This is a genomic window from Achromobacter sp. UBA2119 (assembly GCF_002331005.1).
GTDB classification, from domain to species: Bacteria; Pseudomonadota; Gammaproteobacteria; order Burkholderiales; family Burkholderiaceae_B; genus Achromobacter; species Achromobacter animicus.
In genome coordinates this window covers 127824-151362 of sequence record NZ_DCYD01000018.1, presented here as the reverse complement: position 1 = coordinate 151362, position 23539 = coordinate 127824, and the positions used below count along the sequence as shown (strand labels likewise).

The 23539-nt window shown below is 62.7% G+C and carries 22 protein-coding genes; 9 read left to right on the top strand and 13 right to left on the bottom strand.

Going from position 1 to position 23539, the window contains the following annotated elements; all coding sequences use genetic code 11:
- Positions 1-22: 22 nt before the first annotated feature.
- The 7 genes from B3098_RS21610 to B3098_RS21580 all read left to right on the top strand — a co-directional run bounded on the left by B3098_RS21610 (position 23) and on the right by B3098_RS21580 (position 7876).
- Positions 23-3127 carry an efflux RND transporter permease subunit gene (locus B3098_RS21610; protein WP_003092293.1) on the top strand — a complete coding sequence of 1035 codons (3105 nt, stop codon included), beginning with the start codon at positions 23-25 and terminating at the stop codon, positions 3125-3127.
- 80 nt (positions 3128-3207) lie between these two features.
- On the top strand, positions 3208-3555 hold the full coding sequence (locus B3098_RS21605; RefSeq protein ID WP_038421338.1) for a DMT family transporter: 348 nt from the start codon (positions 3208-3210) through the stop codon (positions 3553-3555).
- A 15-nt stretch (positions 3556-3570) separates the two neighbouring features.
- Positions 3571-4191 carry a DUF3313 family protein gene (locus tag B3098_RS21600; RefSeq protein WP_000837791.1) on the top strand — a complete coding sequence of 207 codons (621 nt, stop codon included), beginning with the start codon at positions 3571-3573 and terminating at the stop codon, positions 4189-4191.
- Positions 4188-5345, top strand: coding sequence for an MlaE family ABC transporter permease (locus B3098_RS21595; RefSeq protein WP_000063629.1), 1158 nt, complete (start codon positions 4188-4190; stop codon positions 5343-5345). Before B3098_RS21600 ends, B3098_RS21595 begins: the two co-directional genes overlap by 4 nt.
- On the top strand, positions 5342-6163 hold the full coding sequence (locus tag B3098_RS21590; protein WP_023093371.1) for an ABC transporter ATP-binding protein: 822 nt from the start codon (positions 5342-5344) through the stop codon (positions 6161-6163). Before B3098_RS21595 ends, B3098_RS21590 begins: the two co-directional genes overlap by 4 nt.
- A gap of 91 nt (positions 6164-6254) precedes the next feature.
- Entirely contained in the window at positions 6255-7184 is a 930-nt protein-coding gene (locus B3098_RS21585) for an MlaD family protein (protein WP_000433686.1), read from the top strand.
- Positions 7185-7276: 92 nt separating this feature from the next.
- Positions 7277-7876 (top strand): ABC-type transport auxiliary lipoprotein family protein, encoded by a 600-nt coding sequence (locus tag B3098_RS21580; RefSeq protein ID WP_003124411.1) that lies wholly within the window; start codon positions 7277-7279, stop codon positions 7874-7876.
- Between the two features lie 66 nt (positions 7877-7942).
- On the opposite strand, the gene B3098_RS21575 is transcribed toward B3098_RS21580, so the two are convergent.
- The 9 genes from B3098_RS21575 to B3098_RS21535 form a co-directional block, all read right to left on the bottom strand.
- On the bottom strand, positions 7943-9946 hold the full coding sequence (locus tag B3098_RS21575) for a relaxase/mobilization nuclease domain-containing protein (RefSeq protein ID WP_000132148.1): 2004 nt from the start codon (positions 9944-9946) through the stop codon (positions 7943-7945).
- A gap of 448 nt (positions 9947-10394) precedes the next feature.
- Positions 10395-10982 carry a S26 family signal peptidase gene (locus B3098_RS21570; RefSeq protein ID WP_003092304.1) on the bottom strand — a complete coding sequence of 196 codons (588 nt, stop codon included), beginning with the start codon at positions 10980-10982 and terminating at the stop codon, positions 10395-10397.
- On the bottom strand, positions 10979-11536 hold the full coding sequence (locus B3098_RS21565; protein WP_023093372.1) for a DUF2840 domain-containing protein: 558 nt from the start codon (positions 11534-11536) through the stop codon (positions 10979-10981). Before B3098_RS21565 ends, B3098_RS21570 begins: the two co-directional genes overlap by 4 nt.
- Positions 11533-11796, bottom strand: a complete 264-nt coding sequence (locus B3098_RS21560) for a hypothetical protein (RefSeq protein ID WP_000147048.1) — start codon at positions 11794-11796, stop codon at positions 11533-11535. The genes B3098_RS21565 and B3098_RS21560 overlap by 4 nt, the downstream gene beginning before the upstream one ends.
- A complete protein-coding gene (gene parA / locus B3098_RS21555; RefSeq protein ID WP_003092312.1) occupies positions 11793-12431 on the bottom strand; it encodes a ParA family partition ATPase in 639 nt (212 codons plus the stop codon). The genes B3098_RS21560 and parA overlap by 4 nt, the downstream gene beginning before the upstream one ends.
- 241 nt (positions 12432-12672) lie before the next feature.
- The gene (locus B3098_RS21550) at positions 12673-13530 is read right to left on the bottom strand and encodes a replication initiator protein A (RefSeq protein WP_003092315.1); all 858 of its coding nucleotides are present in this window, start codon (positions 13528-13530) and stop codon (positions 12673-12675) included.
- Between the two features lie 14 nt (positions 13531-13544).
- Positions 13545-13829, bottom strand: a complete 285-nt coding sequence (locus B3098_RS21545) for a helix-turn-helix transcriptional regulator (RefSeq protein WP_001247107.1) — start codon at positions 13827-13829, stop codon at positions 13545-13547.
- A gap of 111 nt (positions 13830-13940) precedes the next feature.
- Positions 13941-14711: a DUF2285 domain-containing protein gene (locus B3098_RS21540; protein WP_003092318.1), complete on the bottom strand. Its 771-nt coding sequence runs from the start codon at positions 14709-14711 to the stop codon at positions 13941-13943.
- A 342-nt stretch (positions 14712-15053) separates the two neighbouring features.
- Positions 15054-15401, bottom strand: a complete 348-nt coding sequence (locus B3098_RS21535) for a DUF2958 domain-containing protein (RefSeq protein WP_016487838.1) — start codon at positions 15399-15401, stop codon at positions 15054-15056.
- Between the two features lie 287 nt (positions 15402-15688).
- Between B3098_RS21535 and B3098_RS21530 the strand changes: the two genes are divergently transcribed.
- Positions 15689-15982, top strand: coding sequence for a helix-turn-helix domain-containing protein (locus B3098_RS21530; protein WP_006379425.1), 294 nt, complete (start codon positions 15689-15691; stop codon positions 15980-15982).
- Between the two features lie 312 nt (positions 15983-16294).
- On the opposite strand, the gene B3098_RS21525 is transcribed toward B3098_RS21530, so the two are convergent.
- The 4 genes from B3098_RS21525 to B3098_RS21510 form a co-directional block, all read right to left on the bottom strand.
- A complete protein-coding gene (locus B3098_RS21525) occupies positions 16295-16609 on the bottom strand; it encodes a DUF736 domain-containing protein (RefSeq protein ID WP_001273857.1) in 315 nt (104 codons plus the stop codon).
- Positions 16610-17384: 775 nt separating this feature from the next.
- Positions 17385-17594 (bottom strand): hypothetical protein, encoded by a 210-nt coding sequence (locus B3098_RS21520; protein ID WP_022580212.1) that lies wholly within the window; start codon positions 17592-17594, stop codon positions 17385-17387.
- Positions 17595-17655: 61 nt separating this feature from the next.
- Positions 17656-19725 carry a ParB/RepB/Spo0J family partition protein gene (locus B3098_RS21515; protein ID WP_000994919.1) on the bottom strand — a complete coding sequence of 690 codons (2070 nt, stop codon included), beginning with the start codon at positions 19723-19725 and terminating at the stop codon, positions 17656-17658.
- A gap of 80 nt (positions 19726-19805) precedes the next feature.
- Positions 19806-20633, bottom strand: a complete 828-nt coding sequence (locus tag B3098_RS21510; protein WP_003092327.1) for a DUF932 domain-containing protein — start codon at positions 20631-20633, stop codon at positions 19806-19808.
- 392 nt (positions 20634-21025) lie between these two features.
- Here B3098_RS21510 and B3098_RS21505 point away from each other — a divergent pair, with 392 nt between their 5' ends.
- Complete coding sequence (locus tag B3098_RS21505) at positions 21026-23482, top strand: ATP-binding protein (RefSeq protein ID WP_001223964.1); 2457 nt, start codon at positions 21026-21028, stop codon at positions 23480-23482.
- The last annotated feature ends 57 nt before the right edge of the window (positions 23483-23539 follow it).

The following is a 23539-nucleotide window of genomic DNA, read 5'->3' as shown; positions in this document are numbered from 1 at the left end:
CGATCCACCAGGTTACTTCATCATGAAGATCACCGAGATGGCGCTGCGCGCCAGTCGACTTACCTACTTTGTAGCGCTCATCATTTTCGTCGCCGGCATCGCGACCTTCCTGAATTTTCCTTCTCAGGAGGAGCCGACTGTCACGGTCCGCGATGCGATGGTCACGGCGTTGAACCCGGGGCTGCCCGCCGAACGCGTTGAGCAACTCATTGCCCGGCCGATCGAGGAGCGCTTGCGCGAACTGGCAGAGGTCAAGCGCGTGACGAGCACCGTGCGCGCAGGCAGCGCCATGATCCAGGTCACGATCTGGGACCGCTACACCGACTTGGCACCGATCTGGCAGCGCGTCCGGGCCAAGGTCGCCGATTCGAAGGATGCCTTACCACAGAGCACGATGGGGCCTTTCGTCGACGAAGACTTCGGCCGCGTCGCGGTTGCCTCGATTGCGGTCACTGCACCAGGTTACTCCATGAGCGAGATGCGCGTCGCGCTCAAGCAGATGCGCGACCGCCTGTACACCGTGCCTGGTATTGAGCGCATCACTTTCTACGGCCTGCAGGAAGAGCGCGTCTATCTCGAATTCGATCGGCCTAGGCTCGCGCGATTGGAGCTGACACCACAGGGGGTGATCGACCAACTCGTCAAACAGAACGTCGTCGCTTCGGGTGGACAAATTGTTGTCGGCGGCATCAATGCAACCTTGGCGGTCAGTGGCGAAGTGCGTGACGCTCCCTCCCTGCGAGCAATGCCGATCGCGCTGCCACGACCGCAAAGTAGTACGGCGCCCGTGCCGACGATCGCATTGGGTGAACTGGCGCAGGTGAGTGTGCGGCCAGCCGATCCGCCGGAATCTGCTGCCATCTACAAAGGCCAGCCCGCTGTCGTCATGGCGGTTTCGATGGCCTCCGGTCAGAACGTGGAGCAGTTCGGAAAAGCGCTCAAAGCACGGGTTGCAGACCAGGAGAAGCTGCTGCCGGCGGGTTTCGATCTGTCATACGTCACTTTCCAGGCCGATGTCGTCAAGCACGAGATGGGCAAAATGAACCACGTCATGATGGAGACGATCATCGTCGTCCTCGGTGTCGTCGTGCTATTTCTCGGTTGGCGCACCGGGATCATCGTGGGCATGATCGTGCCGTTGACGATCCTCAGTGCACTCATCGTCATGCGCGCGATGAACATCGAGCTTCAGAACGTCTCGATGGGCGCCATCATCATTGCGCTCGGCTTGTTGGTGGACAACGGCATTGTGATTGCCGAAGACATCGAACGCCGCCTGGCCGGTGGCGAAGATCGTAAGCATGCCTGCCTCGAGGCGGGCCGCACGCTCGCCATTCCGCTGCTCACGTCCTCGCTCGTGATCGTGATCGTGTTCTCGCCGTTCTTTTTTGGCCAGAACGCCACGAGCGAGTATCTGCACAATCTCGTGGTCGTGCTGGCACTGACGTTGTTCGCTTCGTGGCTGCTGTGCCTGACTGTCACGCCCCTATTGTGCTACCACTTCGCCAAACCCCATCACAAGCAGGAGCAGGGCGACGCCTATGACACCCGCTTCTACCGTGGCTACCGGCGCGTACTGGAGTGGGTGCTCCACCATAAGGCGGTCTATGTAGCGTCGATGATCGCGGCGCTTGCCATTGCGCTGTATGGCTTCACCACCCTGCCGTACGATTTCATGCCCAAGTCCGACCGGCTTCAGTTCCAGATTCCGGTGCAGCTCGCCCCCGGTACCGACTCGCGCGAAACGCTCGCCCGCGTGAAGCAGATCAGTGGTTGGCTGGGCGACACGAACATCAATCCAGAAGTCTCCGATCACATCGGCTACGTCGCCGATGGTGGCCCGCGCTTCATCCTTAGCCTGAATCCACCACTGCCGGCATCGAACATCGCGTACTTCGTTGTCACATTGAAGCCGAAGAGCGACATCGACGCCGTCCTCGCCCGCACCCGCAGCTACTTTGCGCAAGCACATGGCGACGTGCGCGCCGAGCCCAAGCGTTTCTCGCTCGGTGCGACCGAGTCAGGGACTGCCATTTATCGCGTCAGCGGTCCGGATGAGGAGGTATTGTTGGGGGCCGCGTCCAAAATCGAAGCAGCGCTGCGCAAGCTGCCCGGCACCATCAACGTCAAGAACGATTGGGATACGCGCGTTGGCCGCATCGACGTACGGGTCGACCAGGACCGCGCGCGTCGGGCGGGCGTGACGACTGAAGACATCGCTGGCGGGCTGGATGTCCGCTACAGCGGCAGATCGATCTCGGTTATTCGCGACGGTGACACCTCCGTCCCGATCGTCCTGCGCAGTATCGTAAGCGAGCGTCGCAGCACGGCAGACGTAGGCGCGACGCTCATCTATCCCACCAACGGCGGTCCAGCGGTGACGCTGGCTCAGGTCGCAGACGTATCGCTCGCGAGCGAGCCCTCGGTCATCCAACGGCGCAATCTCATCCGCACGATCACCGTGCAAGGACAGAACACCTCTTACACCGCCCAGGAGATCATCAACCGCCTGGCGCCTAGCGTCGCTGCCCTGGACCTGCCCGCGGGCTACTCGGTTGAACTTGGCGGCGAGATCGAGGAAGCCGCCGAATCGAACGCCGCGCTGTCGACCTACATGCCCCTCGCATTTCTGGCGATGCTGATGCTGTTCGTATGGCAGTTCAATTCTTTCCGCAAGCTCGGTGTGATCCTCGCGACGATCCCTTTCACGCTTATCGGCGTGGTATTGGCTCTGAAGCTGACCGGCACACCTTTCAGCTTCATGGCGACCTTCGGCGTACTGGCCCTGTTCGGGATCATTGTCAACAACGCCGTGCTCTTGCTGGAACGCATCGACCAGGGGCTAGCGGAAGGCCTGCCACGCCATGAAGCCTTGGTTGGGGCCGCGATACAACGGCTTCGTCCAATCGTGATGACCAAGGTCACCTGCATTTCGGGACTGGTGCCACTCATGCTCTTCTCCGGACCATTATGGAAAGGGATGGCGATCGCGATGATCGGTGGGCTGGCACTCGGAACGCTGGTGACGTTGGGCTTGATTCCGCTGCTTTACGAAGTCCTGTTTGGAATCAAGCGAATTGGGCCGTGGAACCTGAGTGTCGCCACCGCGCATGGAGATCGCTCATGAGTCTCTTGCGAGCCGCCGCGTGCTGCGCATTCTCAGAATTCGTATGCACCCACGCTTCATGCGTATGTCTCGCTAGGCTTATGCGATTCAGCACCCATCCGCTGATCTGGAAATCCTGGTCGATTGTCATTGCCGCAGGGGTTCTAGGAGCGGGCTATCCACTGGGCCTGCGGGCCATCACGGCGGGCGGTCCGATGCGCTGGGTCGGCCTCTGTGTGGCAGTGACGTGCATGGCGGCCAGCGGCGCACTTTTGTGGTTCGCGCTCAAGCGGATTCCGATCAGCGCGGCCTCTGCAGCCTGGGCAGGAATCGGGCTACTTGGAAACTTGGGCGTCGGCGCCCTCCTACTAGGCGATGTCGCATCGGTAACGCGCTGGTCTGGCACCGCCCTCATCGCAGCAGGCATTGCCTGTCTTAGTTTCGTTTGATCAAGGAGACCCATTATGAAGAGCAAAACTGCATTGATCCGCGGCGGCATCTTTTTTTGCGTAGCAGGCGCGCTCTCTGGATGCGCGACCAACAGCATGACGCGCTCCGGATTTCTCGGCGACTACGAGAAGTTATCGCCGACACGATACGAGAACGTACTGATGTACCGCGCAGCGGGATTCGAGCCCAAGCGTTATGCCGCTGTCGTGGTGGAAGAAGCGCAGATCAAGACCGCCTCGGGTCGCATCGATGGGCTCGATGACGCGCAGCAGCGCGAAGTGCTAGACCATGTGACGAGCGAACTGAAACGCCAGGAAGGCAAAAGTCCCGCCCCCCCAGGTGGCGCGGGACAGGTTCGGGTGCGTGTAGCGGTCACCGAACTGCAGACACCGAATCGGGCAGTCAATGCAATGACGACCCTGCTGGTTGGACCCGTGACGACGGGTGGTGCCAGCCTAGAGTTCGAAGCAGTCGATTTAAGGACGGGACGCCGGGTTGCTGCCGCCAGTTGCTTCGAGCGCGGCAACGTCATTAAAGAGTTCGCCGGTTCGTACACATTGCTGGGTCATGCCAAAGCGGCGATCACGAACTGCATCGAGCGCATCGACAGCGCTTGGCGGGACACGCAGCCATGAGCAACGCTTCACAGGCTTGGCTCCGGCAGGATGCCATGGTCGGCGGTGATCACAAATGGCTGGCGGGTGGCGACTGGACGATAGAGCACTACGCCAGTCTGGCAAAATCCGTGTCCGCCGCCCGCATCAGTCATGCCGAGGGGTACGCCACTCCCTTACTCGACTGGACGCAAGTCCAGAGACTGGACACCGCCGGCGCGGCTCTGCTGGTGGAAATTCTCGGGCCAGACTCGATACTCGACCGGCCGGAGGCAGCTCCAAATCTGTCCTCGGATCGCCTCGCCCTAATGAGAGCGCTGGCCGCCGCTGCTACCGATCAGCAGAAGACGGAGAAAGCAGCGGTGAGCGGGAATCCTCTGCTCCGCGGTCTGGGACGCATAGGCCTGACCTTGGAACAGGGCTGTCGTGCGTGTCTTGGTCTGGCCGGGTTCGTGGGCCAGATCATCGAAACATGGAGCCGTACCGTTCGTCACCCGCGTCGCTGGCGCGCGACCTCGGTGATCGCTCAAATCCAGCGATCAGCGGTGGACGCCATTCCCATCGTGGCGCTACTGAGCTTCATGGTAGGAATGGTGGTGGCGTTCCTGGGAGCAACGGTGCTGGCCAACTTCGGTGCGAGCATCTTCTCGGTGCATCTGGTCGCCTTCTCGTTCATGCGCGAGTTCGGAGTGCTGCTCCCGGCCATATTGATTGCAGGCCGTACCGCAAGCGCGTACACCGCCCAAATCGGTTCGATGAAGGCAAATGAAGAGATCGATGCGCTTCGCTCCAACGCGCTCGACCCCATCGAGTTACTGGTGCTGCCACGCGTGCTGGCGCTTCTTGTGTCCTTGCCACTGCTCACCTTAGTAGGCATCTTGGCTGGCATTGCGGGCGGCGCCACCGTATGCGCACTGAGCTTGGAAATTCCTCCCGCACAGTTCCTTGCCATCGTGCAGGAAAAAATCGAGGTGCGCCATTTTCTTGTCGGAATGAGCAAGTCCCCGCTCTTCGCGGTGATGATCGCCGCTATCGGCTGCCATGAAGGGTTCAAGGTCGCCGGTAGCGCTGAGTCGGTAGGCGACCACACGACGTCTAGTGTCGTGCAATCAATCTTCATGGTGATCCTGATAGACGCCATCGCTGCACTGTTCTTCATGGAGATGGGCTGGTGAGCGCGGTGAAGCAAGACACCGACAACGGTGTGCGACACGCTATTGAAGTGCGCGGCCTGGACAACAGGTTTGGAACCCAGCAGGTCCATCAGGACCTAGACCTGGACGTGCGGCGCGGGGAAATCCTTGGCGTGGTGGGAGGGTCAGGCACCGGGAAATCCGTGCTCTTGCGTAGCGTCGTCGGGCTGCAGAAGCCGCATTCGGGCGTGGTCCGTATCGGGGGGCGCGACCTACTGCGAGCCCAATGGCTTGCGCGCGCGCGTATGGAGCGAAGGTTCGGCATTCTGTTCCAGAAGGGCGCGTTGTATTCATCGCTGACCGTCTTGGAGAACGTCGCTCTTCCTTTGATCGAGCATGTCGGTCTGGCGCGGCCTCTTGCCGAGCGTTTGGCAAGAAGCAAGCTGGGCTTGGTGGGGTTGCCTGCCGGAGCGGGAGACAAGTATCCGGCCTCGTTGTCCGGAGGCATGGTGAAACGAGCAGCACTGGCGAGAGCCTTGGCGCTTGATGCGAACATCCTGTTTCTTGACGAACCCACCGCAGGACTGGATCCAATCGGGGCTGCATCTTTCGACCAATTGATTCTGACCCTGCGCAATGCACTGGGCCTCACGGTGTTTCTGGTAACCCACGACCTCGATACGCTGTACACCATATGCGACCGTGTCGCGGTCCTGGCGAACCAGAAGGTACTCATCAACGACGGCATCGAGGCAGTCGAGCGCTTCAAGCACCCGTGGATACAGGAATACTTTCACGGCCCCCGTGGCCGTGCGGCCGCACAGGCCACTGGTGCTTCCAGCCAAGAGACGCAGCCATGAAACCCCTCCGCATCTGCATCATTCTTCCGTCGCGCACGCATTGGGCTGGGCGCACGCAATATTTAAACTCTGAGAACGAGGTGGTCTGATCATGGAACCACGTGCCCATCATGTATTCATTGGTCTGTTCGTCGTGCTGCTCGGTGCGATTGGTATTGGCTTCGCGCTTTGGCTCAGCGACACACGTTCCGACCACGATTACCAGTATTACCGGATTATGTTCGATGAGCCAGTGACCGGGCTTACGCCCGGCAGCCAGGTTCAGTACAGCGGAATCACGATTGGCGAAGTCGTTGCACTTTCTCTTTCACCGCGAGACCCAAGGCGGGCGATAGCGCGCGTACGCATCAATGCCACCATCCCGGTCCGGCAGGATACCCGCGCTGAATTGGTCATCACGGGAATTACCGGCAACGCGGTGATCGAGTTGAGCGACGGTGGGCCAAACGTGCCATTGCTGGATCGGAGAGAGGACGAGGAACCGTTGATCCTCGCACCACGTTCGGCGATGGCATCCCTGGTCTCCGGTGAGGGGAACAGCATGACGACACTCAACGGCATCTTGCTGCGCACGCAGGAGTTACTGTCGAAGGAGAATTTGGCTCTTGTGCACCGCAGTCTGGTGAATCTTGAACAGACCACGGGCGCGGTCGCTGACCAGAGGGCCGAGATCGCGACGTTAATCAGCAATCTGACCGAAGCAAGCAGAGAATCGACAGCTGCCGTGCGCCAAGCAAATAGCACTCTTCGCGATGCCAACCTGCTACTAAATAACGATGGTAAGCAAATCATGGTGAACACGCGTGATGCAACGGCATCCCTCGAACGCGCCGCTTTCAGGGTTGAGACGCTACTGCAAAACAATCAGGAATCGCTGAACCAGGGCTTGGCCGCCACAGGTCCTGCCATGCACGAACTCCAGCAGGCGCTGGCCAATCTAAACACCGTGCTGCGCCGACTGGATCGCAATCCGGCGCAATACCTGCTCGGTGGAGAGAACATTGAGGAAACCAAGCCGTGAACACTTCCGCCAGGATGATTCCCGTCGCTGCCGTGACTATGACGCTAGTACTCGGCTTGTCCGCGTGCAGTGTGCTTCCCAAAGCAGCTCCAATGGTCACCTACAAATTGCCCGACTATCACATCGCCCAGGCGGAGAGTACGCCGCGCGCCGTTCCGGGACCCGGGGCGCTGCGCGTCTACGCCCCTGAGAGTAGTCGCGTCCTGGATTCGGAGCGGCTGTTCATTGCGCAGCCCGATGGTCGCTTGTCGGCTTGGCAAGGAGTGCGTTGGGCCGACCCCGCACCGGTGCTGCTGCGTGACCGAATCGTCGAAGCCTTCATGCGCGATGGGCGGTCGACTTCCGTGATTACCGATAGCACCCCAATGAGCGCCGATATGGAGTTGCGCAGTACGCTGCGGGCGTTCCAGCTCGAATACCGCGGCACTGAAGCGATCGCCGCGGTTCGGCTCGATGTGCAACTGGTCGATCCGGCCAAACGGACTGCTATTGCCAGTAGACGCTTCGAAGCAATCCAAGCCACAGGCAGCAAGCGAGAGGCCGATGTGGTGAGCGCGTTCGGTGTCGCCACGGATATATTGGCCGGGCAGATCGTTGAATGGGCAGTTCAGGTCGGGGCAGCGCGTTTGCGAGTTGCACCGGAATTGGCAAGCAACCATGCACCCACAGCGTCGTCGATAAGCACAGACTAGTCGTCTTAACGGAGCACAGAAGCTAGGGCCAAAACGCTGCTCGACACCTTAACTCGGTACGACAGCCTACGGCCCCGATCCAATCCCAGGACCTCTTTGCCGTCCAACCTCCCATGACACACCGCCGCCGCGTACAGTCGCGGCGATCTGCTGCCCCAGTCGTGGCTCGATTATCGGCCGCCAAGGCACCAGACTGAATCCCATGCCGTCATCGAGCAGCGCATAGCGACCGCTGGCGAGCATGACCGAGCGCCGGTAGATGCCGGCTACGCGCTGCCCGTCTGTGACGTGCCGATGCTCCAATCCGCTATCGGCGGCAATGTGCTGGGCGGCCTGCGCCAGCTCCCGATTGCGCAGCGTTTCCAGCAGATTCCGGGAGAGAATCAGCCGCTGCCCGCGCCGCTGGGCCAGCCCCTGTTCTTCGAGGAAGTCGGCGCGCTGCTGCAAGGCTTGCCTAGCATCGCCGCCAAAGCCCAGGTCGCCCAGTCCCTTGCCGCCGCCGATCAACTGCTGATCCAGCCAGGTCGCGCCGATGACGCGGGCCTGCCGTTCAATCGGCAGATGCGATTTCAGTTCGACCGCCACGCCGCCCAGCCGCTGCGCGTCGTACTGGCGGCCACGCTCGGCCAAGTCGTCCGGCACCTTCCATAACCCCTCGGCCACGCGCTCCACGATGCCGGCCCGCCGTAGGGCTTCCAGCCGGCGGATATGGGCCGCCACAGCCTCTTGCGGGTCGCGGCCGGGCTTGGCTCGGCCTTGCTCGATCGCCAGGTGGTGATCGGTGCGGTACAGGCCATTGCTCGCCAGCGTGGCGATGTTCTTGTCGGCCGCCCGCACCTCGGCGGAACCGCGTACCTCCACCACCGCGCCGATGGGATAGTTCGCCAGCTCGTCGCGGGCGTCCAACGCGACGTAGTGGGCTTTGCCGTCCAACCCGTCGATGACCAGATAGCCGCGGTCGTGCAGCTCGTCGGCCAGACCCTTAGCAGCCACGCGACCGACGATAGTGCGGCCGTCGTCGCCCGGCTCGAACACCGCCAGCTCGCGAGGCTTGCCGCTCATGGCCCGCTGCATCGTTCGGATGATGTCGCCACGCTCGCCCAGGGCACGCAAGGTCTTCTCCGCGTCCGCATGGACGGCCCAGGTGCCGGGCTGCACCTCGTCGGCCAGGCCCAGGCGCTGCAAGTGTTGCAGGCGGCCGATCAGCAGCAGGCGCTGGCGTTGCAGCCGGGGTTCGTTGAAGCGTTCGATCTGCACCCGGCCATCCTCGCCGGCCTCGCGCTGCAACGTGCGGTCGAGGCTCGTCCACCGCTCTTGCTCCACCTCGCGCTGCAAGGTCTGCTGGATCTCCAGTTCGGTGCGCGGCCCCAGCCATTCCGTCGCCAGCTCGGCGGCGCGATGGCGGAAGCCGTGGGCGATGTAGTCGCCCGCGATGATGAGGTCTTTGCCGGTATCGTCGCGTCCGCGCACGATCAGGTGCGTGTGCGGGTTGTCGGTGTTCCAGTGATCGACCGCCACCCAATCCAGCCGCGTCCCCAGGTCGGCCTCCATCCGGTTCATCAGGTGCCGGGTGTAGGTGCGCAGGTCGTCCAGCTCCGCACTGTCTTCAGGTGAGACGATGAAGCGGAAATGATGTCGGTCGTCCTGGCAGCGTTCCTTGAAGGCATCGAGGTCGGCTTCGTCGGTCTGCGGCCCGTAGGCACGGCCCGGCTCGCCGTTCCGGCCGGCACCGTCGCGCTCGATGTAGCGCAGGTGCTTGGCGAGCGACTGCGGACTGGCGTTGCGCTGGTTGACCAGCAGCGTCTTGATGGTCACGCGCCGTGACATAGGGGTCAGCTTTGCGCCTGCGAAGCGCGCCGCCGTATGGCCGCGTCCAAGCCGTGAGCCGGGCCGCTGGCCGGCGTGCTGGCCGCTCCCGCCAGCGGTAGGACGGCGCACCGCCGACTTGCCGCCGCTGGCCTTGCCAGCCTGCTTGAGCACCTTGGAAACGAAGCTCTGGCCCTGGCCTTTGCCTCGGTTCTTCGGCGCGCCAGGGCGCACCCAGAAATCATGGTCGCCGCGGTCGGTCATGGCTGTGCTCCCTGCAAGCTCCGGCGTGTCCGAGCGTGCGAAGCACGCGGACATGCCTGCATCGGCGCGTGCCTCGCGCCCCACGCGGCACGGCGGCGAAGCCGCGCCGTGCCGCGCCACCCCCACGTGCAGACTGGCTTTGCGGGCGGCAGAGTGCCGAACCCTTTTGTCTTGCCTTCCGCCTTTGCCCCTCGCTCCCGCTCCGGGCATCGGCGGCCCGGCGGCGCTGCTGCACGAGCAGCCAGCCCGCCGGCGAACACGCCAATGGCCGCAGGCCAGGCGCGTTCGAGGCAAGACGCCTGCACGTTGGGCGGCTGCGCCGAAGGCAGCGCGAAGTGCGGTGCGAATGCACCCGCACTGCACGCGCGACGACACGGCGACGAACAGTAGAACGACATGCCCGATGGCACGATGAGAGGCGCGGCAAAGTGCAGCGAATCGGCGGCCATCATGGACGTGTCTCCAGCCAGATCGGATGCGCAACGCCGATCACGGCGAACGCGCTGACCGGCCCGAAATAGCGGCTGTCGAACGACGCCGGGTTGGTCGCGCTCAACAGGAACAGTTCGCCCGGTTGGAGACGGCGGCAAAGCTGCAAGGATGGCAGCGGCCGGCCCAGCCGGTCGGCAGGCAGGGCGGCGGCCACCGGCACGCCGTCGATGCGAACCTGGCCGGCGACGATGCAAACGTGTTGTGGCGCGACTGCGCCCACACGTTTGAGCAGCGGAACGCGGGTCGGCAGGTAGCCGCGCTGCGCAGCCAGCATGGCGGCCCTGTCGGGCAGCGGCATCAGCACGATGCTGTCCACGGACAGCGGACGTGGCCGCGAGGCGGTGCGCGGGTCGAACGGTTCGATGCGATACCAACCGACCGCCACGCTGTCGGACGGGTTGTAGGCCATTCGCGGCAGGGGCTGCACGAACGCCGCCCAGGCCAGCGCAGCGAGGCCGACGGTGGCGAAGCCTGCCAGCACGAGGCGAGCGCGCAGGCGCGAGCGAGGATGCGGCACGGGGCCGGTCGTGGAAATCGTGGTCATGGCAATGCCCTCCCGGCCAGCCAGGCGGCGTGCCGTTCTGCGGTGTATGTGGGTAGCGCCGAGCGCGCTGCGAGCCGGTTCGCGAGCGTGCGCCAGTACGCGGGCGATGTGTCTGCGGCTGCGATGCCCAGCGCCTCGATGCCGTCGATGCGTTCCAGCACGGCGCGCACGTTGGCATCGCCTTCGGCGTGCAGCAGCAGACGCGCGCCCGGCTGCACGCCGGGGATGCGCTGCACGGCGTCCAGCGGCGTGGCGGTCTGCATCACCATGAGCTGCCAGCGGATCGTGCCGTAGTCGTTGGCCTGCCAACGGATGCGGCACAGAACCGCGTTCGGCAGGAACACGGCGCAGCGCCGCCAGCGGTCGAGCTGGAGCGTGCGCGCCGGTTCGCCGAAGCGCAGGTAGAGCTTGAAGCGCGGTTCGATGTAGGCCAGCGCCACGCGCGTCAGCGGCACGTTGCCGGCCTGGCCGGCGAGTGTCGAAGGCGCCGGCGGCGGCGCAGCCGTGGGCGCACTTGCTTTGGGGGTGTGGGCGGTCGAAGCGGATGCGTTCACGGCGTGCCCTCCGGGGGAAACTCCCGCTCCAGCAGGTCGCGCAGCAGTTCGGCTACGGTCACGCCTCGCGTGAAGGCCGACACCTTGATGCGCGCCCGCATGGCGGGCGTGATGTCGAGCGTCAGTCGAGCGGTGTAGAGGTCGCCTTTCTGCACGGCATCTGCGTCGCCCTGGCGAATCCACGCTTCGGCGTGCGGATTCGCTGGGGGACGCGCACCGATGCCGACGCGCTTGCTGCGTGGTGGTGGCTTCCCAGTCATGTCGGCCACCGCAGCAGTTCGTCGGTGAGCGCGGCGATCTCGCGGGCAGCGGCGCTGTCGGGCGCGGTTTCGCGGGCGAGCCGGCCAGCGGCTACGCTGTCGGCAAAGACGATGCGCTGGTGGATCTCCGAGCGCAGCGCGGGCAGCGGCTGTTCGGCCAGCGATTGCCGTGCCTCCCTGCCGATGATGGTGGTGCTGACGCGCCGGTTGATGACGAAGGCCGCGCGCAGCGCTGGCCGGAACACCTGTGCTTCGCGGATCAGTGCGACCATCTCGGCAGAAGCCCATACGTCGTAGGGGCTGGGCTGCACGGGGATCAGCACGCGCTCGGCCGCCAGCAGCGCGGAACGCGCGAGGGCGGCGATGCGCGGCGGGCCGTCGATGATGATGTGATCGGCCCGCCTGGCGAGTTCTGGCGCTTCCTGATGCAGCGTTTCGCGGGCAAGGCCCACGGCGCTGAACAGACGGGGCAGGCCCTGCTGGCTACGCCGCTGCGTCCAGTCGAGCGATGACCCCTGCGGGTCGGCATCCAGCAGGATGACATGCAGGCCGCGCATCGCCAGTTCGCCGGCGATGTGCGTGGCGAGCGTGGTCTTGCCGACGCCGCCTTTCTGGTTGAGAAACGCGAAGATCATGGCGCGGCCCTCCGAGCTGGAAAGCCGGCCTGGCCGTGCCGTTTCGTGGTTGTCCACCGAAACGGCGCGCTTCTACTAAAAGTTATGTATTTCTTGTTAGGTAAGTTAGAGGGAACGCAAACCCGCGCCGTTGTTGGCTTTCCGGCGTTTTCGTACTCCTGATAGCACGAGGGTCGTACTCCTGATAGCACGATACCCGGTACTCCTGATAGCACGAGGCCGTCCACAGGTTCTCCCGCAGTTATCCCCGTGCCGCGTGCGGCACGGGCCGGAAGGTCAGCAGCTCGGTGTTGTCGTCCGGCATCCGCTCGATGCCGAGGACGTAGCCGGGCAACGACTGCCGCGCCACCAGGGCGCGCACGTCGTAGGCGAAGTCCGAGAAGCGGGCCGCGCTGCCGGATTTGCGGTACAGGTGTCGGAAGTCGAATTGCCAGCCGTGCTCCTGCCGCCCGCCATGCTTGCGCACCAGGCGGTACAGCCAGCGTTCGATACCGCCCTTCAAGCGGAAATAGGCCGGGTCGATGGTCAGCACCAGGGCGGCGTCGAGCACGCCGGCATAGAACCAGTCCGGCAAGATCAGCTCGATGCCCAGCGGGGTGCCGCTGGCGTCGGCGAGTTCCTTCCACTCGTTGATCCACGAGAAGCGATGCAAGCGCCTTCCCGTGGTTTCGCGGATGGACGTGGCCACCGTGGTCGATTGCAGCCGGTCGAGGGCGGCCTTCAGGCGCTGGTAGTCGTTGAGGGACGTGCCGCGCCCGATGAAGCGCAAAATCTCGTAAGGCGTGGCGCGTATCCAGCGCGACGGGCGCAGGCCCGCGTCGCGCGCCTCCACGATCTGCGAGGCGGCCCATATCAGCACGTCGGCATCCCATATCGTTGCGATGCCGTGCTCCTGCGTGCCTTCCACGCGAATGGTGACGTTCCCGCTGCGGAAGTCGATCGGCGCCGTGCGCCGCGACTTGGCAAGCGAGAAGAACGGAAAGGCCATCAAGTCCTGGGAATCGCGTGGCGCCATGTCGCCCGGCAGCGCGCGGAACAGATCGAGCTGTTCGCGCTGCGGCAAGGCTTGCCCTGGCGGGCTGGACATGGCGAAGGCCACCCACGCGCCGACGATCAGCGGCCATCACGGTAGTCGCCCGCGTGGCGCTCGGCGTATTCGGGATCGGACGTGGCCTCGTAGCTGCGCTGGTCGGCCCAGGCATCGAGGTCGGACACCGCGTACATGACGCGGCGGCCGAACTTGCGGAACTTGGGGCCGCCGCCGATCACCCGCTGCTTCTCCAGCGTGCGCGGCGACAGCCGCAGGTAGTCGGCGGCTTCGTCGTTTGTCAGGTAGCGTTGAGGCTGCGAGGTCGCAGTGACGGCAGCGGCGGCAGGCCGCGAGGGAGCAGGTCGCATGGGATGTACCTCCATCAAGCCCGGCCACACCACGCGGCCGGATAGAGGCACTCTCAAGAAAGCAAGGCTTCTTGCTAAGGGACGATTCGCACGGGTCGAGAAACGTCCCCCCTAATGCGACGGGAACATTGGAAGCTGCGCTAGTCGGCGGTAGCCGCCGTGCATCAGCTCATCGCCGCGGCGTACCAGCCGCCGTACGCGGGCACGCAATGCACTGTCTTTGTGCCAGTCGGCCGCGACGGCATCCGCGCCGAACAGACCTTCGCCCACCTCGCGCAAGGAGGCTCCCGCGAGGGTCGCGTCGAGCGCTTGCAAGGTATGCAGTTCCAGCAGCGCGGCGGGCGTGGGGCGGGAGCGGGCTGTTGCCACAGGCGTGGCCACGGTTGCGGCAGATAGCGCATCCAGCTTCGCAGCGAGCGTGCGGTAGCGCGCACAGGGCGTGGCGCAGGCGCGTGTGGCGTAGAGATAGGCCGAACCATCTTCCAGGTCGGGTGCGAGTGCCAGCCGAACGCAGCAGCCTGGCCAATGCGATACGAGCACCAGGCGCTTGCCGTCGTGGGTCAGTTGCTTGCGCCCAGGAATGCGCCAGAACTCGAAGGTATGCGCATCGGGTGGTGGGTCGGCGTCGGGGTATAGCTGCACCACGGCATCGTGATCGGGGAACCAAGCAGGATGTGCGTCGCGCGCATCCAGGCCGGGATCTTCCAGCAGGCGCAGGCCCCAGGCCTGCGCCGCATCAGGCTTGCGACGCCGGCGTAGCCAGTCGCGCCGGTAGCTTGGATTCCTGCGCAAATACTCCCAAGCCAGCGCTGGGCCATCGAGGTGCAGCGTGTAGAGATACGCGGCCGTGGGATACCAGTGTTGGCTGCTGCGGTCAGTCATGGCGAAACCTCCCTGTTTCTGGGAACGTCGCCACAATTCCGCTGTGCGGGAGCTATCGAATCGCCATCAAGTGGTCATCAAACTCGGGTTACGCTTTAACTGCTGGTGTCAAGACAGATTCGCTCCAGTGCATTGCCGAAATCGTCTAAATGCGACGACTGCACCGCCCGGAAATGGGGTGCAGCATTGAACACCGTGCCGAATCTCGCGCCTGGCATCATGACTGTTTTGGTCAGGAGCGCACCACCCTGGTGCAAGCATGCGGATCAAGACTTGCCAGGTCTTGGCTAAGACCGAAATAGTCACAATGCGATACTTTTTGCCTGGTCGCGCTGGAATGCGTCAATCGGTGATCGAACCGTTTTCCTGAGCCAGTCGAACGTATTCCGACAGCGGCCGCGTCGGCTGGAAATACCGATCTCGTATCACGGGCTGCTTGAGCGGCCCGACGATGGACGCCAGATCGGACAGCTTCACCGTCGCCAGGGCAGGCATCCCGATCCCGAGGTCGATCAGGCCGTAGGCCGTATCGCCATCGGTCGGATCGAGCGCGGCCAATAGCCAGGTCGCATGTGCGTCCGGTGTGAACAGGCGCACCACGGGCAGCGGGTCACATTCCTGGCCTGCGGCGCGGGTGAGGCCGTGGGCCAGTAGGTGCACCCGGTCTTCCTCGGTGACAAGCGTGGTCAAGGCCGCGCCCCTTCCACGAACACACGCAATCGCCGAGGCGCATCTGTGCCTGCGGACGGATGCACGTATGCGCAAGCGCACGAAGCCGCAAAAGCGGAGAGGCACGAAGGCGTATTGGTGGAAGTCAGGAAAGACACGGATGCGGTTCCCTGGGTCTGAGGAAATCCGCAGATGCGGATCTCCGTAAAAGCACGGAAAAGGAAAACATCACCACCAAATGAACACTATAGATTGTAGTCCTATAGGGCGCAATGGGCTGTCATCTTGGTTTTTTGGGGAAACCATAGGTGGCAGCGAAGAACTCATTGGCAGCGGCGATTCGGACGGTAAGGAAGGCGCGTGGTTTGAGCCAGGAAGCGTTCTCCAACGTGTCCAGTCGCACCTACATGAGCACGCTGGAGCGCGACCTGAAAAGCCCAACCATCCAGAAGCTGGCCGATCTGTGCGAGGTCATGGAAGTGCATCCGCTCACGCTGCTCACATTGGCTTATGCCGGTGACAGCACCCGCGAAGCTGATGAATTGCTGGCACAGGTGCGCCAGGAACTCAGGGCGATATTGGAAGAGCCCGACACGCCTTAGCGCGTTGGCGTGTGGTACTGAATTGCAGCAAGCGGAGCGCGCAGCGCCGCAGGCGCGAAGGCGTGAGGGATTGAAGCCGGATGGCCGTGACGGCTTGCCGGCACGGGGCGAAGCCCGAAAGCCCGGCGGCGCTTACAGCGCCGACACGCCACACACCGCTCGTTGACACGGATTGCGAGCCACAAGGCACGCATGCAGGCCCGCCGTGACGGGCGTATCCAGCACGCGGCAGCAGCAGAAATCCTGCGCGTGCGGTGCTGCGATCAGCAGCATCGCGCCCCGCCGCAGTGGGCGGGACGCGGTAAGCGGCTGTCAGGCCGCCTTCGGCTTGTTGCGCGACCAGATCAGGTCGTGCGTGCCGTCCTCGTTCTCGATCAGGCGGGCATAGACCGTCGCCGGGAACGAAGGGTCGTCGATGGATACGGACAGGTATTCCCGCCCGGCCTCGCTGGTCTTCTTCCACGCTGCGCCGACTTCGTGGCCAGCCGCTTGCAGGTGGAAGTCGGGGGCGTTCTCGGTGTCGCCCTTGTCGTTGGGAACCAGCTTGACCTTGACGTTGAGCGTCAGGGTGCGAAGCGTGCCGGTGAAGCCGTCTTTCTCTGCGGTGAAGGTGCCGATGTTAGCCATGATGTTTCTCCTTTCGGGTTGAACAAGGTCGCGCCAGTGCGTCCTTGTTGTGATCCGGCCGGCGGGGGATGGGCTGGTCGCACCGCACAGCGGTCGCAACAACGTGGAGAACCTGGAAGCGAAAAGAATTTGTCCCGCGAGGAATGCGCGCAGCGCAGGGGAAATTGTTTTCGCTGCAAGGTTGCGGCCATCAAGCACAAGGCGCAGCCGCGCCACCGCCAGGATTCACAACAAGACAAGGACGCACAGGCCGCCCGCTCCCGAATGGAGACGTGGCCAACTCGGCATCCCCGCGTGACGGCTGCACCGGCTTGCGCCCTGACGCGGGCCAGGTCAATGCCCCGACGACAAGGCCAGAGCGCCCCTGCCGCAGCTCACGGCCACATACTGAGGCGTGGTGTGGAAGCTCCATAGAAGCGAGGCTGGGCGGCGTGTCGGTGAACCGTCTTTCGTGACGTACAGACAACGAACCGCCAGCGTCGGGGACGGCACGCTTTCGTGCAACCTGCCGCAGCAAGCCGGGGCGTAGCCACACCAGCCCCGCCCATTGCGGCGGGGCTCGGTCGAATCGTTGGCGGCGCGATGCGCCGCCACACTTGCTGGCTTCGTGGATTTCGCGCACGAGCGCCCTTGTGCGTGGCCCCATCGCCGCCTGTCCGAAGGCGGCGATGGGGCGTTTTGGCTTTGAGCAGTGAAACCGGGCGCGGCCACCGCCGCGCCCGGAGTTTTCGACCACCGGCCCCAAGGCGGCACGGCTTGGGGCCGGTGCGGCTCGTTATTCCTTGGTTTCGATGATCCACCACACGGCGCGCGGCAAGGCGCGGCCCGTGAGGGGATGCAGATCGGTCAGGTCGGCGCGGGCCGTCCAGCCACGCGGCGGACGGTAGCCGCGCACGTCGCCGTCGCCGTGCCAGCGGCGGGCGCGCACCGTGCCGGAGGCATAGGTCGCAGCTATGCGGGGGCGGTTTGCGGGTTGGTGGGTCATGGCAGGCATCCTCAACATGAAGCGCCCCGGCCGGAACCGGGGCGCTATCTACGGTGCGAAGTCACGCGGCCAAAGCCTCGGCCTGCGGCTGGTCATCCGCCACGGCGGCCACTTCTTCCTGTGCTTCGGCTTCGCCATCCGCCGGCGCGTCCTGCCCGGTCTGCTGCGGGCCTTCGGAGCGGAAGATGGCGGGCATCCAGCCGGTGCCAGCGGCCAGCCGTTCGGCTTCGCTGGCAATGTCGCCCTTCTTCAACTTCGCCAGTCGGGTGACGTGCGAGGGCGCGAACCCGCCAACGGCTTCCAGAATCGCGGCCTTCGGCACATGCCGGAAGTAACCCTCATTGGTGGGCTGCCACCACGCGGCCATATCCAGCCCCACGGCCTGCGCCAGTTCCGCGCCGGGCTGGTGCGGCGTGGCGCGAGGCGTCACCACGTCCACCGTGGAAGCTAAGCACACGGCCAACAGCCGCACCAGTTCATCCTGTGATTTCGCCAGCAGCGCGGCGAACAGTTCGGCGCTGTCCTCCGGCAAGGTTTCGCCTGCCACCTGTTGCAGTTCGCGCAGCGCCACGGCGGCGGGTGATTCCGGCCAGTCCGGGGCCATGCCTTCCAGCCGGTCTTGCACCGTGAGGCGCACACCCAGCGGCAGGTCGTGCCCGTAGTGCCTTTCCTGCAAGACGGTCTGCACCATGCCATGCACCACGGCGGCCAGCGCTGCTTGCGGATGCCGTGCAACTTCGATTTGCAGCGCAGCGGTACGGTGCGCGCTCAACCGCTGCGCCAGTCGGTCAGACATGGCGGCGGTCTTGGGCTGCTCGTCGTCCTCGCCTGCGTCCTCGTTCGCGGCTTCGCCTTCGCTGCCGAAACCCTGCCGCAGCCGCTCCAGCGTGCGCAGTGCCTTGGCCTCCGCTTCGCGCAGCAGCCCGCGATGAATCGCGGCCTGCCCGTCGCGGTCGATGGTGACAATGGCACCGGCTGCGGCCTTCACGTTGGCCGCATAGTCCAGCAAGCCATCTTCCAGCGCCTGCAACTGCTCGCCCAGGCGTTCGCCTTCTTCCTGCAAGGCATCGGCCTTTTCCTCGTCCTCGTCGTCCAGCGCGGCATCCACCGCCTCGGCCAGTTCGTGCAGCTTGGTTTGCAGCTTCTCGATGCGCTGCGCGTCGCGCTTGTTCGGACTGCGGCGTTCCCTTGGCGCACGCTGGAAGGCTTGCAGATCGGCATGGGTCATGCCCGGCGTGGCATCCACCCACGCCCAGCCCTCGGCCTGCACCTTGGCGGCGATACCTGCCAGCTTGTCCTGCGCCAGCCGTTCCAGCAGTGCGGCATCGGTCAGATACACGCCTTTGTCGCCCTCCGCGAACAGGTCGCGGCGGATGCCACCGCCTTCCTGCTCGTAGCCGTCCAGCCCGACAAAGCGCACCAGCGGATGCCGGTAGGCGTCGATTTCGCGTTCGGTCAGGCGGTCGCGCAGGTTGTGCGGGCCGCGCTGCCATGTGGGCGCATCGTAGAACGCGGCTTCCTGCGCAGCATGGTCGTCGGTGATGGCGAGGGCCATCAACTGGTCAAGGCTCACGGCCTCGGCCCGGTAGTCGGCCAGCAGGCGCGGCGACACGTTGGCGAGTTTCAGACGGCGCTGCACCACCAGCGGCGTGACGCTGAAATCCGCTGCAATGTCCTCGATGCTGCGGCCTTCGGCCACGAGCGCGGCGAACGCCTCGAACTGGTCGGCGGGGTGCATGGCTTCGCGCTGCACGTTCTCGGTGAGGCTGGCCGTGCGGGCGGTGCCATCGGCCACCAGCAGGCAAGGCACCTCCCATTCCTTGCTAATGCGGTGCTTTTTCGCCAGCAGCTTCAACGCTGCGAGGCGACGGTCACCGGCCACGACCTCGTAATGCTCGCCATCGGCGGCGGCAATCACGATGAGGTTTTGCAGCAGGCCGACACGCTGGATGCTGGCGGCGAGTTCGGGAATGGACATGCGCGGGGTCTTGCGCACGTTGCGGCCAGTGGGACGCGACACCAGCCGCGACAGCGGAACCAGAATCAGGTTCTTGGTCGGATCAGCGGCTTCCAGCGGGATAGCGGCGGCGGTGTTGATGGCGCGGGCTTCGGTTTGGGTAACGGCGTTCATGGTGATAACTCCTATCGGTTCAGGGATGCAGCAGCGAAGAAAGCGACAAGGGCTGCTGCCTGCCCCTGCCGCGTGGGGATTCAGGCTTTCAACTGGCGCATGCCATCGGCCAGCAGCCAGAGGGCGCGATTTAGTCGGATGTTTTGGTCGATGCCCTGCACCGGGCGGGTTTGCTGTCGGCGCCCGTTGGCGCTGCGGCCACGCAGCCCGCCTTGGGTCAGGTTTTCTTGGGTGCGGTTGAACACGCTCCACAGGTCGGGGCGGCGGTCGTCGAAGCGGCGCGGCATCAGGATTTGCGATTCCGTGATGGGCGCGGGCTTGTCGGGGTCGTCGTACTTGAGGGCGAGCGCGGCGCGGGCGAACACTTCGGATTCGCCATCGTCCAAGGTGATGCCGCGCATGGCATCGCGCGATTCCTTCACCCGATCGAAACCGCTCAAGACTTCGTAAGCCCCCTCAATGACCAGACCGGCCACGTCGCCTTTATGGGGCACTCGCACATCGGCCACGGTGTTGCCGCAGACAAGGCCATTGCTGCACACGAACCGGAACATTCCGGCCAGCATCTGATAGCTGCTGGTGCCGTCGTGCGAGTTCAGCAGCACGATTTCGTTGGCCTCCGCGCCGTTGATCTGGCTGGCATGGCGCAAGCGAATCATGTGTTTGGTGTGCTCGCGCTTGCCTTCGTCGCGCACGCGGGTTTGCGTCACCATGAAAGGCTGGAAGCCTTCTTTGCGAAGCTCGGTCAGCACGGCGGCGGTGGGGATATAGGCGTACCGCTGCGAACGGCTCTCGTGCGGGGCATCCGCGAAGATGGACGGGGCCACGCGGTGAATCTGGTCGTCGGACAGCGGGTAATCGCTGCGCAGCGAGGGGGAGCGGAAAGCGAAACGGGATGCGAGTTGCATGGTCTTTCTCCTGACAAAAGAGGTTTGCTGTTCACACCGCACACCGGATTTCTAGATTCGGAGCCCAGCCTTTCGGCTGTTTGGTGCGGTCGGCACGAGGAACCCGGTTGGCCCTGTTGCCACCGTCTTTCCTGAGTTCATCGCCCGCGCCCAAAGGAGCGCGCGGACGGGGGCCGTCAAGGAGCCAAGCGCAGGGTTGGTGCGGCCCGCAGGCGCAGCCGAGGACACGGCCCTGCGCGCCTTGACGGCACACGGTCGCGGGCTACGGTCGCGGGTAAGGTGATGAAGTCAGGGGAGACGGCTGGACAAGGCAACGGCCATCCCTTTGTGCTGACCGCACGCAAGCGAAGCGCGCAGGCCCGAAGCTGGAAGCCGGGCCGTAGGCGTCAGCGATGCGGAAGGCTGGCGAAGCCAGTCCCGCCAGGGATGAGCGACTAGCGAACCTGGAGCAGCGCGATCCGCGAAGCGGAGACGCAAGAGGACTCTTCGTTTACCATTTGTTTCGCAAGCAAATGATGGGAAAGCAAGAACACGGAGATATAGAGATGATTGTCTGCATCAACCGCCTCAAACAGTTCGGAATCTTCAGCGACTTCAATGGAACGAAGATCCAAAAGTTCGGCCGGTACAACCTGGTCTATGGTTGGAATGGAACAGGCAAGTCAACGTTATCGAATCTATTCTCTTGCTTTGAGCTTCGCTCGATGGTTCCCCGCTTCAGCACGGGCCAATTTTCAGTAGTTCTGGAGGATGGCTCAACGATCACGGAATCCACACTCCACTCATCCCAATTGAATATTCATGTTTTCAATCAACGCTTCGTGCATGAGAACATTGATTGGGACAAATCCGTAAAGAGCATCCTTCTTATTGCGAAAGAGAAGATTGATGACTTGCAGAAGCTGGAGAAGCTGAAGAGCGAGCTTCAGTCGAAAAAGAAGGCTCACGACGACAAGCAAAGCGATATCAAGAAGCAGCGTGAGGCATTAGAGAAGTTCCTGACCAATGCTGCCAAGAAAATGAAGCTTGGACTTCAGGCGATTGATACGAGCGACAGTTATTACTTGAATTACGACCGCCGCAAGCTCTTCAACTTCATACAGAATAACGGCGAGACAATTATCAAGGCGGAGTCGGTTCTTCCAGATGAGAGGGTTATCGACCTTACGAATGCCGCCAAGCCAGATCAGCTTCCAAGCATTGCTTTCGCCTCAACGGCCATTGAGCCGGACTACTTTAAGAAAGCGGCGGGCCGCATCAGAGATTTGATTGGGACTACGGCGGTCAATCAAGCAATCCAGCGGCTGACCGATAACCCGGAAATCCGCGAATGGGTTCAAGCAGGCTTGGAAATCCATAAAAACCACGACTCGCAATCCTGCGAGTTCTGCGGCTCTCCGTTCGCCCAGCTTCGTGCCGAGGCGCTTGCTGCCCACTTCAGCAAGGAGTTCACGGAGTTTCAGAGCCGACTTCAGAACGCGGCGACATGGATTGAATCTCAAGGCGCTCCAGCTAATCAGTTTCCCGCATCGACCGAGTTTTATAAAGAACTATCGGCCGAGGCAGAGAAGCTTCAAAAGGACTACGCAACTGCTGCTGAAAAGATCGACCAGCAAATCGACGCCTGGCGGGAAGCCCTGAAGGCCAAGATCACAGACCCTGGGAAGACAGACATTCAGATCTCGGATGTGGTTGAAGACGATGTCACCAATTTCAATGACATCCTGAAATCGATTGTTGCTCTCGTTGGAAAGCACAACAATAAGACTTCAAATTTCAAATCTGAGACCTCAAAAAGCAAGGTGGCACTGGAGCTTCACTTTGCTGCGGCTGAGGTGCAAGAGTTTGACTATGCTGGAAGTGAGAAGAAGTGCAATGACCTTGAGTCAGAAGCAAAGAACGACCATAAGGAAATTGAAAAAATTAGTCTAGAGGTCGGAGCCATAGAAGCGGCGCTCTCGAATGAAACGGTCGGGGCAAAGGAGTTCAATGACATCCTGCATCGCTTCATTGGCCGCTCTGAGCTTTGCCTGAACTTCAATCAGAAGAAGAAAGGCTATGAGATCATCAGAAACGGGGTTGGTGAGCACGATGGGAATTTGAGCGAAGGTGAGAAAACTGCGATTGCATTTGTCTATTTCATCACGAAGCTCAAAGAAAATGGAAATAACATCAAGGATACGATCGTCGTCGTTGACGATCCGGTCTCAAGCTTTGATTCTAATCACTTGTTTCACGCCTACTCGTTTTTGAGAACGCAATGCACTGAAGCCAAGCAACTTTTTGTGCTGACTCACAACTTCACTTACTTTAAGCTAGTGAGAGACTGGTTCACTGGCACCAATAGGAATCGAGTCAAAAAAGGCAACGCCGAGAATTGCTTCTTTTATCGCCTGGATGCGCCACCTGGCTCCCCTCGTCACTCCCTACTTGTGGATGCCGACGACTCACTCAAGAACTACGGTTCCGAGTACCACTATATCTTCAAGAAGCTCTACGAATATAGGGCGCACACAACACTCAATCGAGATGAGGCGTTCTTGACCGCCAACCTCGCCCGAAAGCTTGTTGAATCGTTTTTCACCTTCAAATATCCAAGGCGTCGAAGCGACATTAGTCAATTGATGGAGGCTGGCCTAAAAGATTGCACCATCACGACACCAGAGCTTAAAGAAAAAATCTACCGCTTTATCAATAAGTATTCACATAGCGACGTTATTGAGATAACAGAGGAATCCGCAGAAAACTTGGCAGGCGAAAGCCACAGCGTCATCGGGAACATCTTCCAGTGGCTGGAAGAGGTGGACAAGAAACATTACGACGAGATGATTCAGGTTGCGACGGCCTGAGCATCAGGCCGCGAGGGCCATAGCTATGCCACCAGGCGCAGCAAAAAGGGGCCGAAG

What these genes read in the sequence shown, in the direction of transcription:
- B3098_RS21610 (WP_003092293.1), top strand. Translation starts at nt 23, where the DNA reads ATGAAGATCACCGAGATGGCGCTGCGCGCCAGTCGACTTACCTACTTT.
- B3098_RS21605 (WP_038421338.1), top strand. Translation starts at nt 3,208, where the DNA reads ATGCGATTCAGCACCCATCCGCTGATCTGGAAATCCTGGTCGATTGTC.
- B3098_RS21600 (WP_000837791.1), top strand. Translation starts at nt 3,571, where the DNA reads ATGAAGAGCAAAACTGCATTGATCCGCGGCGGCATCTTTTTTTGCGTA.
- B3098_RS21595 (WP_000063629.1), top strand. Translation starts at nt 4,188, where the DNA reads ATGAGCAACGCTTCACAGGCTTGGCTCCGGCAGGATGCCATGGTCGGC.
- B3098_RS21585 (WP_000433686.1), top strand. Translation starts at nt 6,255, where the DNA reads ATGGAACCACGTGCCCATCATGTATTCATTGGTCTGTTCGTCGTGCTG.
- B3098_RS21580 (WP_003124411.1), top strand. Translation starts at nt 7,277, where the DNA reads ATGGTCACCTACAAATTGCCCGACTATCACATCGCCCAGGCGGAGAGT.
- B3098_RS21575 (WP_000132148.1), bottom strand. Translation starts at nt 9,946, where the DNA reads ATGACCGACCGCGGCGACCATGATTTCTGGGTGCGCCCTGGCGCGCCG.
- B3098_RS21570 (WP_003092304.1), bottom strand. Translation starts at nt 10,982, where the DNA reads ATGACCACGATTTCCACGACCGGCCCCGTGCCGCATCCTCGCTCGCGC.
- B3098_RS21560 (WP_000147048.1), bottom strand. Translation starts at nt 11,796, where the DNA reads ATGACTGGGAAGCCACCACCACGCAGCAAGCGCGTCGGCATCGGTGCG.
- parA (WP_003092312.1), bottom strand. Translation starts at nt 12,431, where the DNA reads ATGATCTTCGCGTTTCTCAACCAGAAAGGCGGCGTCGGCAAGACCACG.
- B3098_RS21545 (WP_001247107.1), bottom strand. Translation starts at nt 13,829, where the DNA reads ATGCGACCTGCTCCCTCGCGGCCTGCCGCCGCTGCCGTCACTGCGACC.
- B3098_RS21540 (WP_003092318.1), bottom strand. Translation starts at nt 14,711, where the DNA reads ATGACTGACCGCAGCAGCCAACACTGGTATCCCACGGCCGCGTATCTC.
- B3098_RS21525 (WP_001273857.1), bottom strand. Translation starts at nt 16,609, where the DNA reads ATGGCTAACATCGGCACCTTCACCGCAGAGAAAGACGGCTTCACCGGC.
- B3098_RS21520 (WP_022580212.1), bottom strand. Translation starts at nt 17,594, where the DNA reads ATGACCCACCAACCCGCAAACCGCCCCCGCATAGCTGCGACCTATGCC.
- B3098_RS21515 (WP_000994919.1), bottom strand. Translation starts at nt 19,725, where the DNA reads ATGAACGCCGTTACCCAAACCGAAGCCCGCGCCATCAACACCGCCGCC.
- B3098_RS21510 (WP_003092327.1), bottom strand. Translation starts at nt 20,633, where the DNA reads ATGCAACTCGCATCCCGTTTCGCTTTCCGCTCCCCCTCGCTGCGCAGC.
- B3098_RS21505 (WP_001223964.1), top strand. Translation starts at nt 21,026, where the DNA reads ATGCGGAAGGCTGGCGAAGCCAGTCCCGCCAGGGATGAGCGACTAGCG.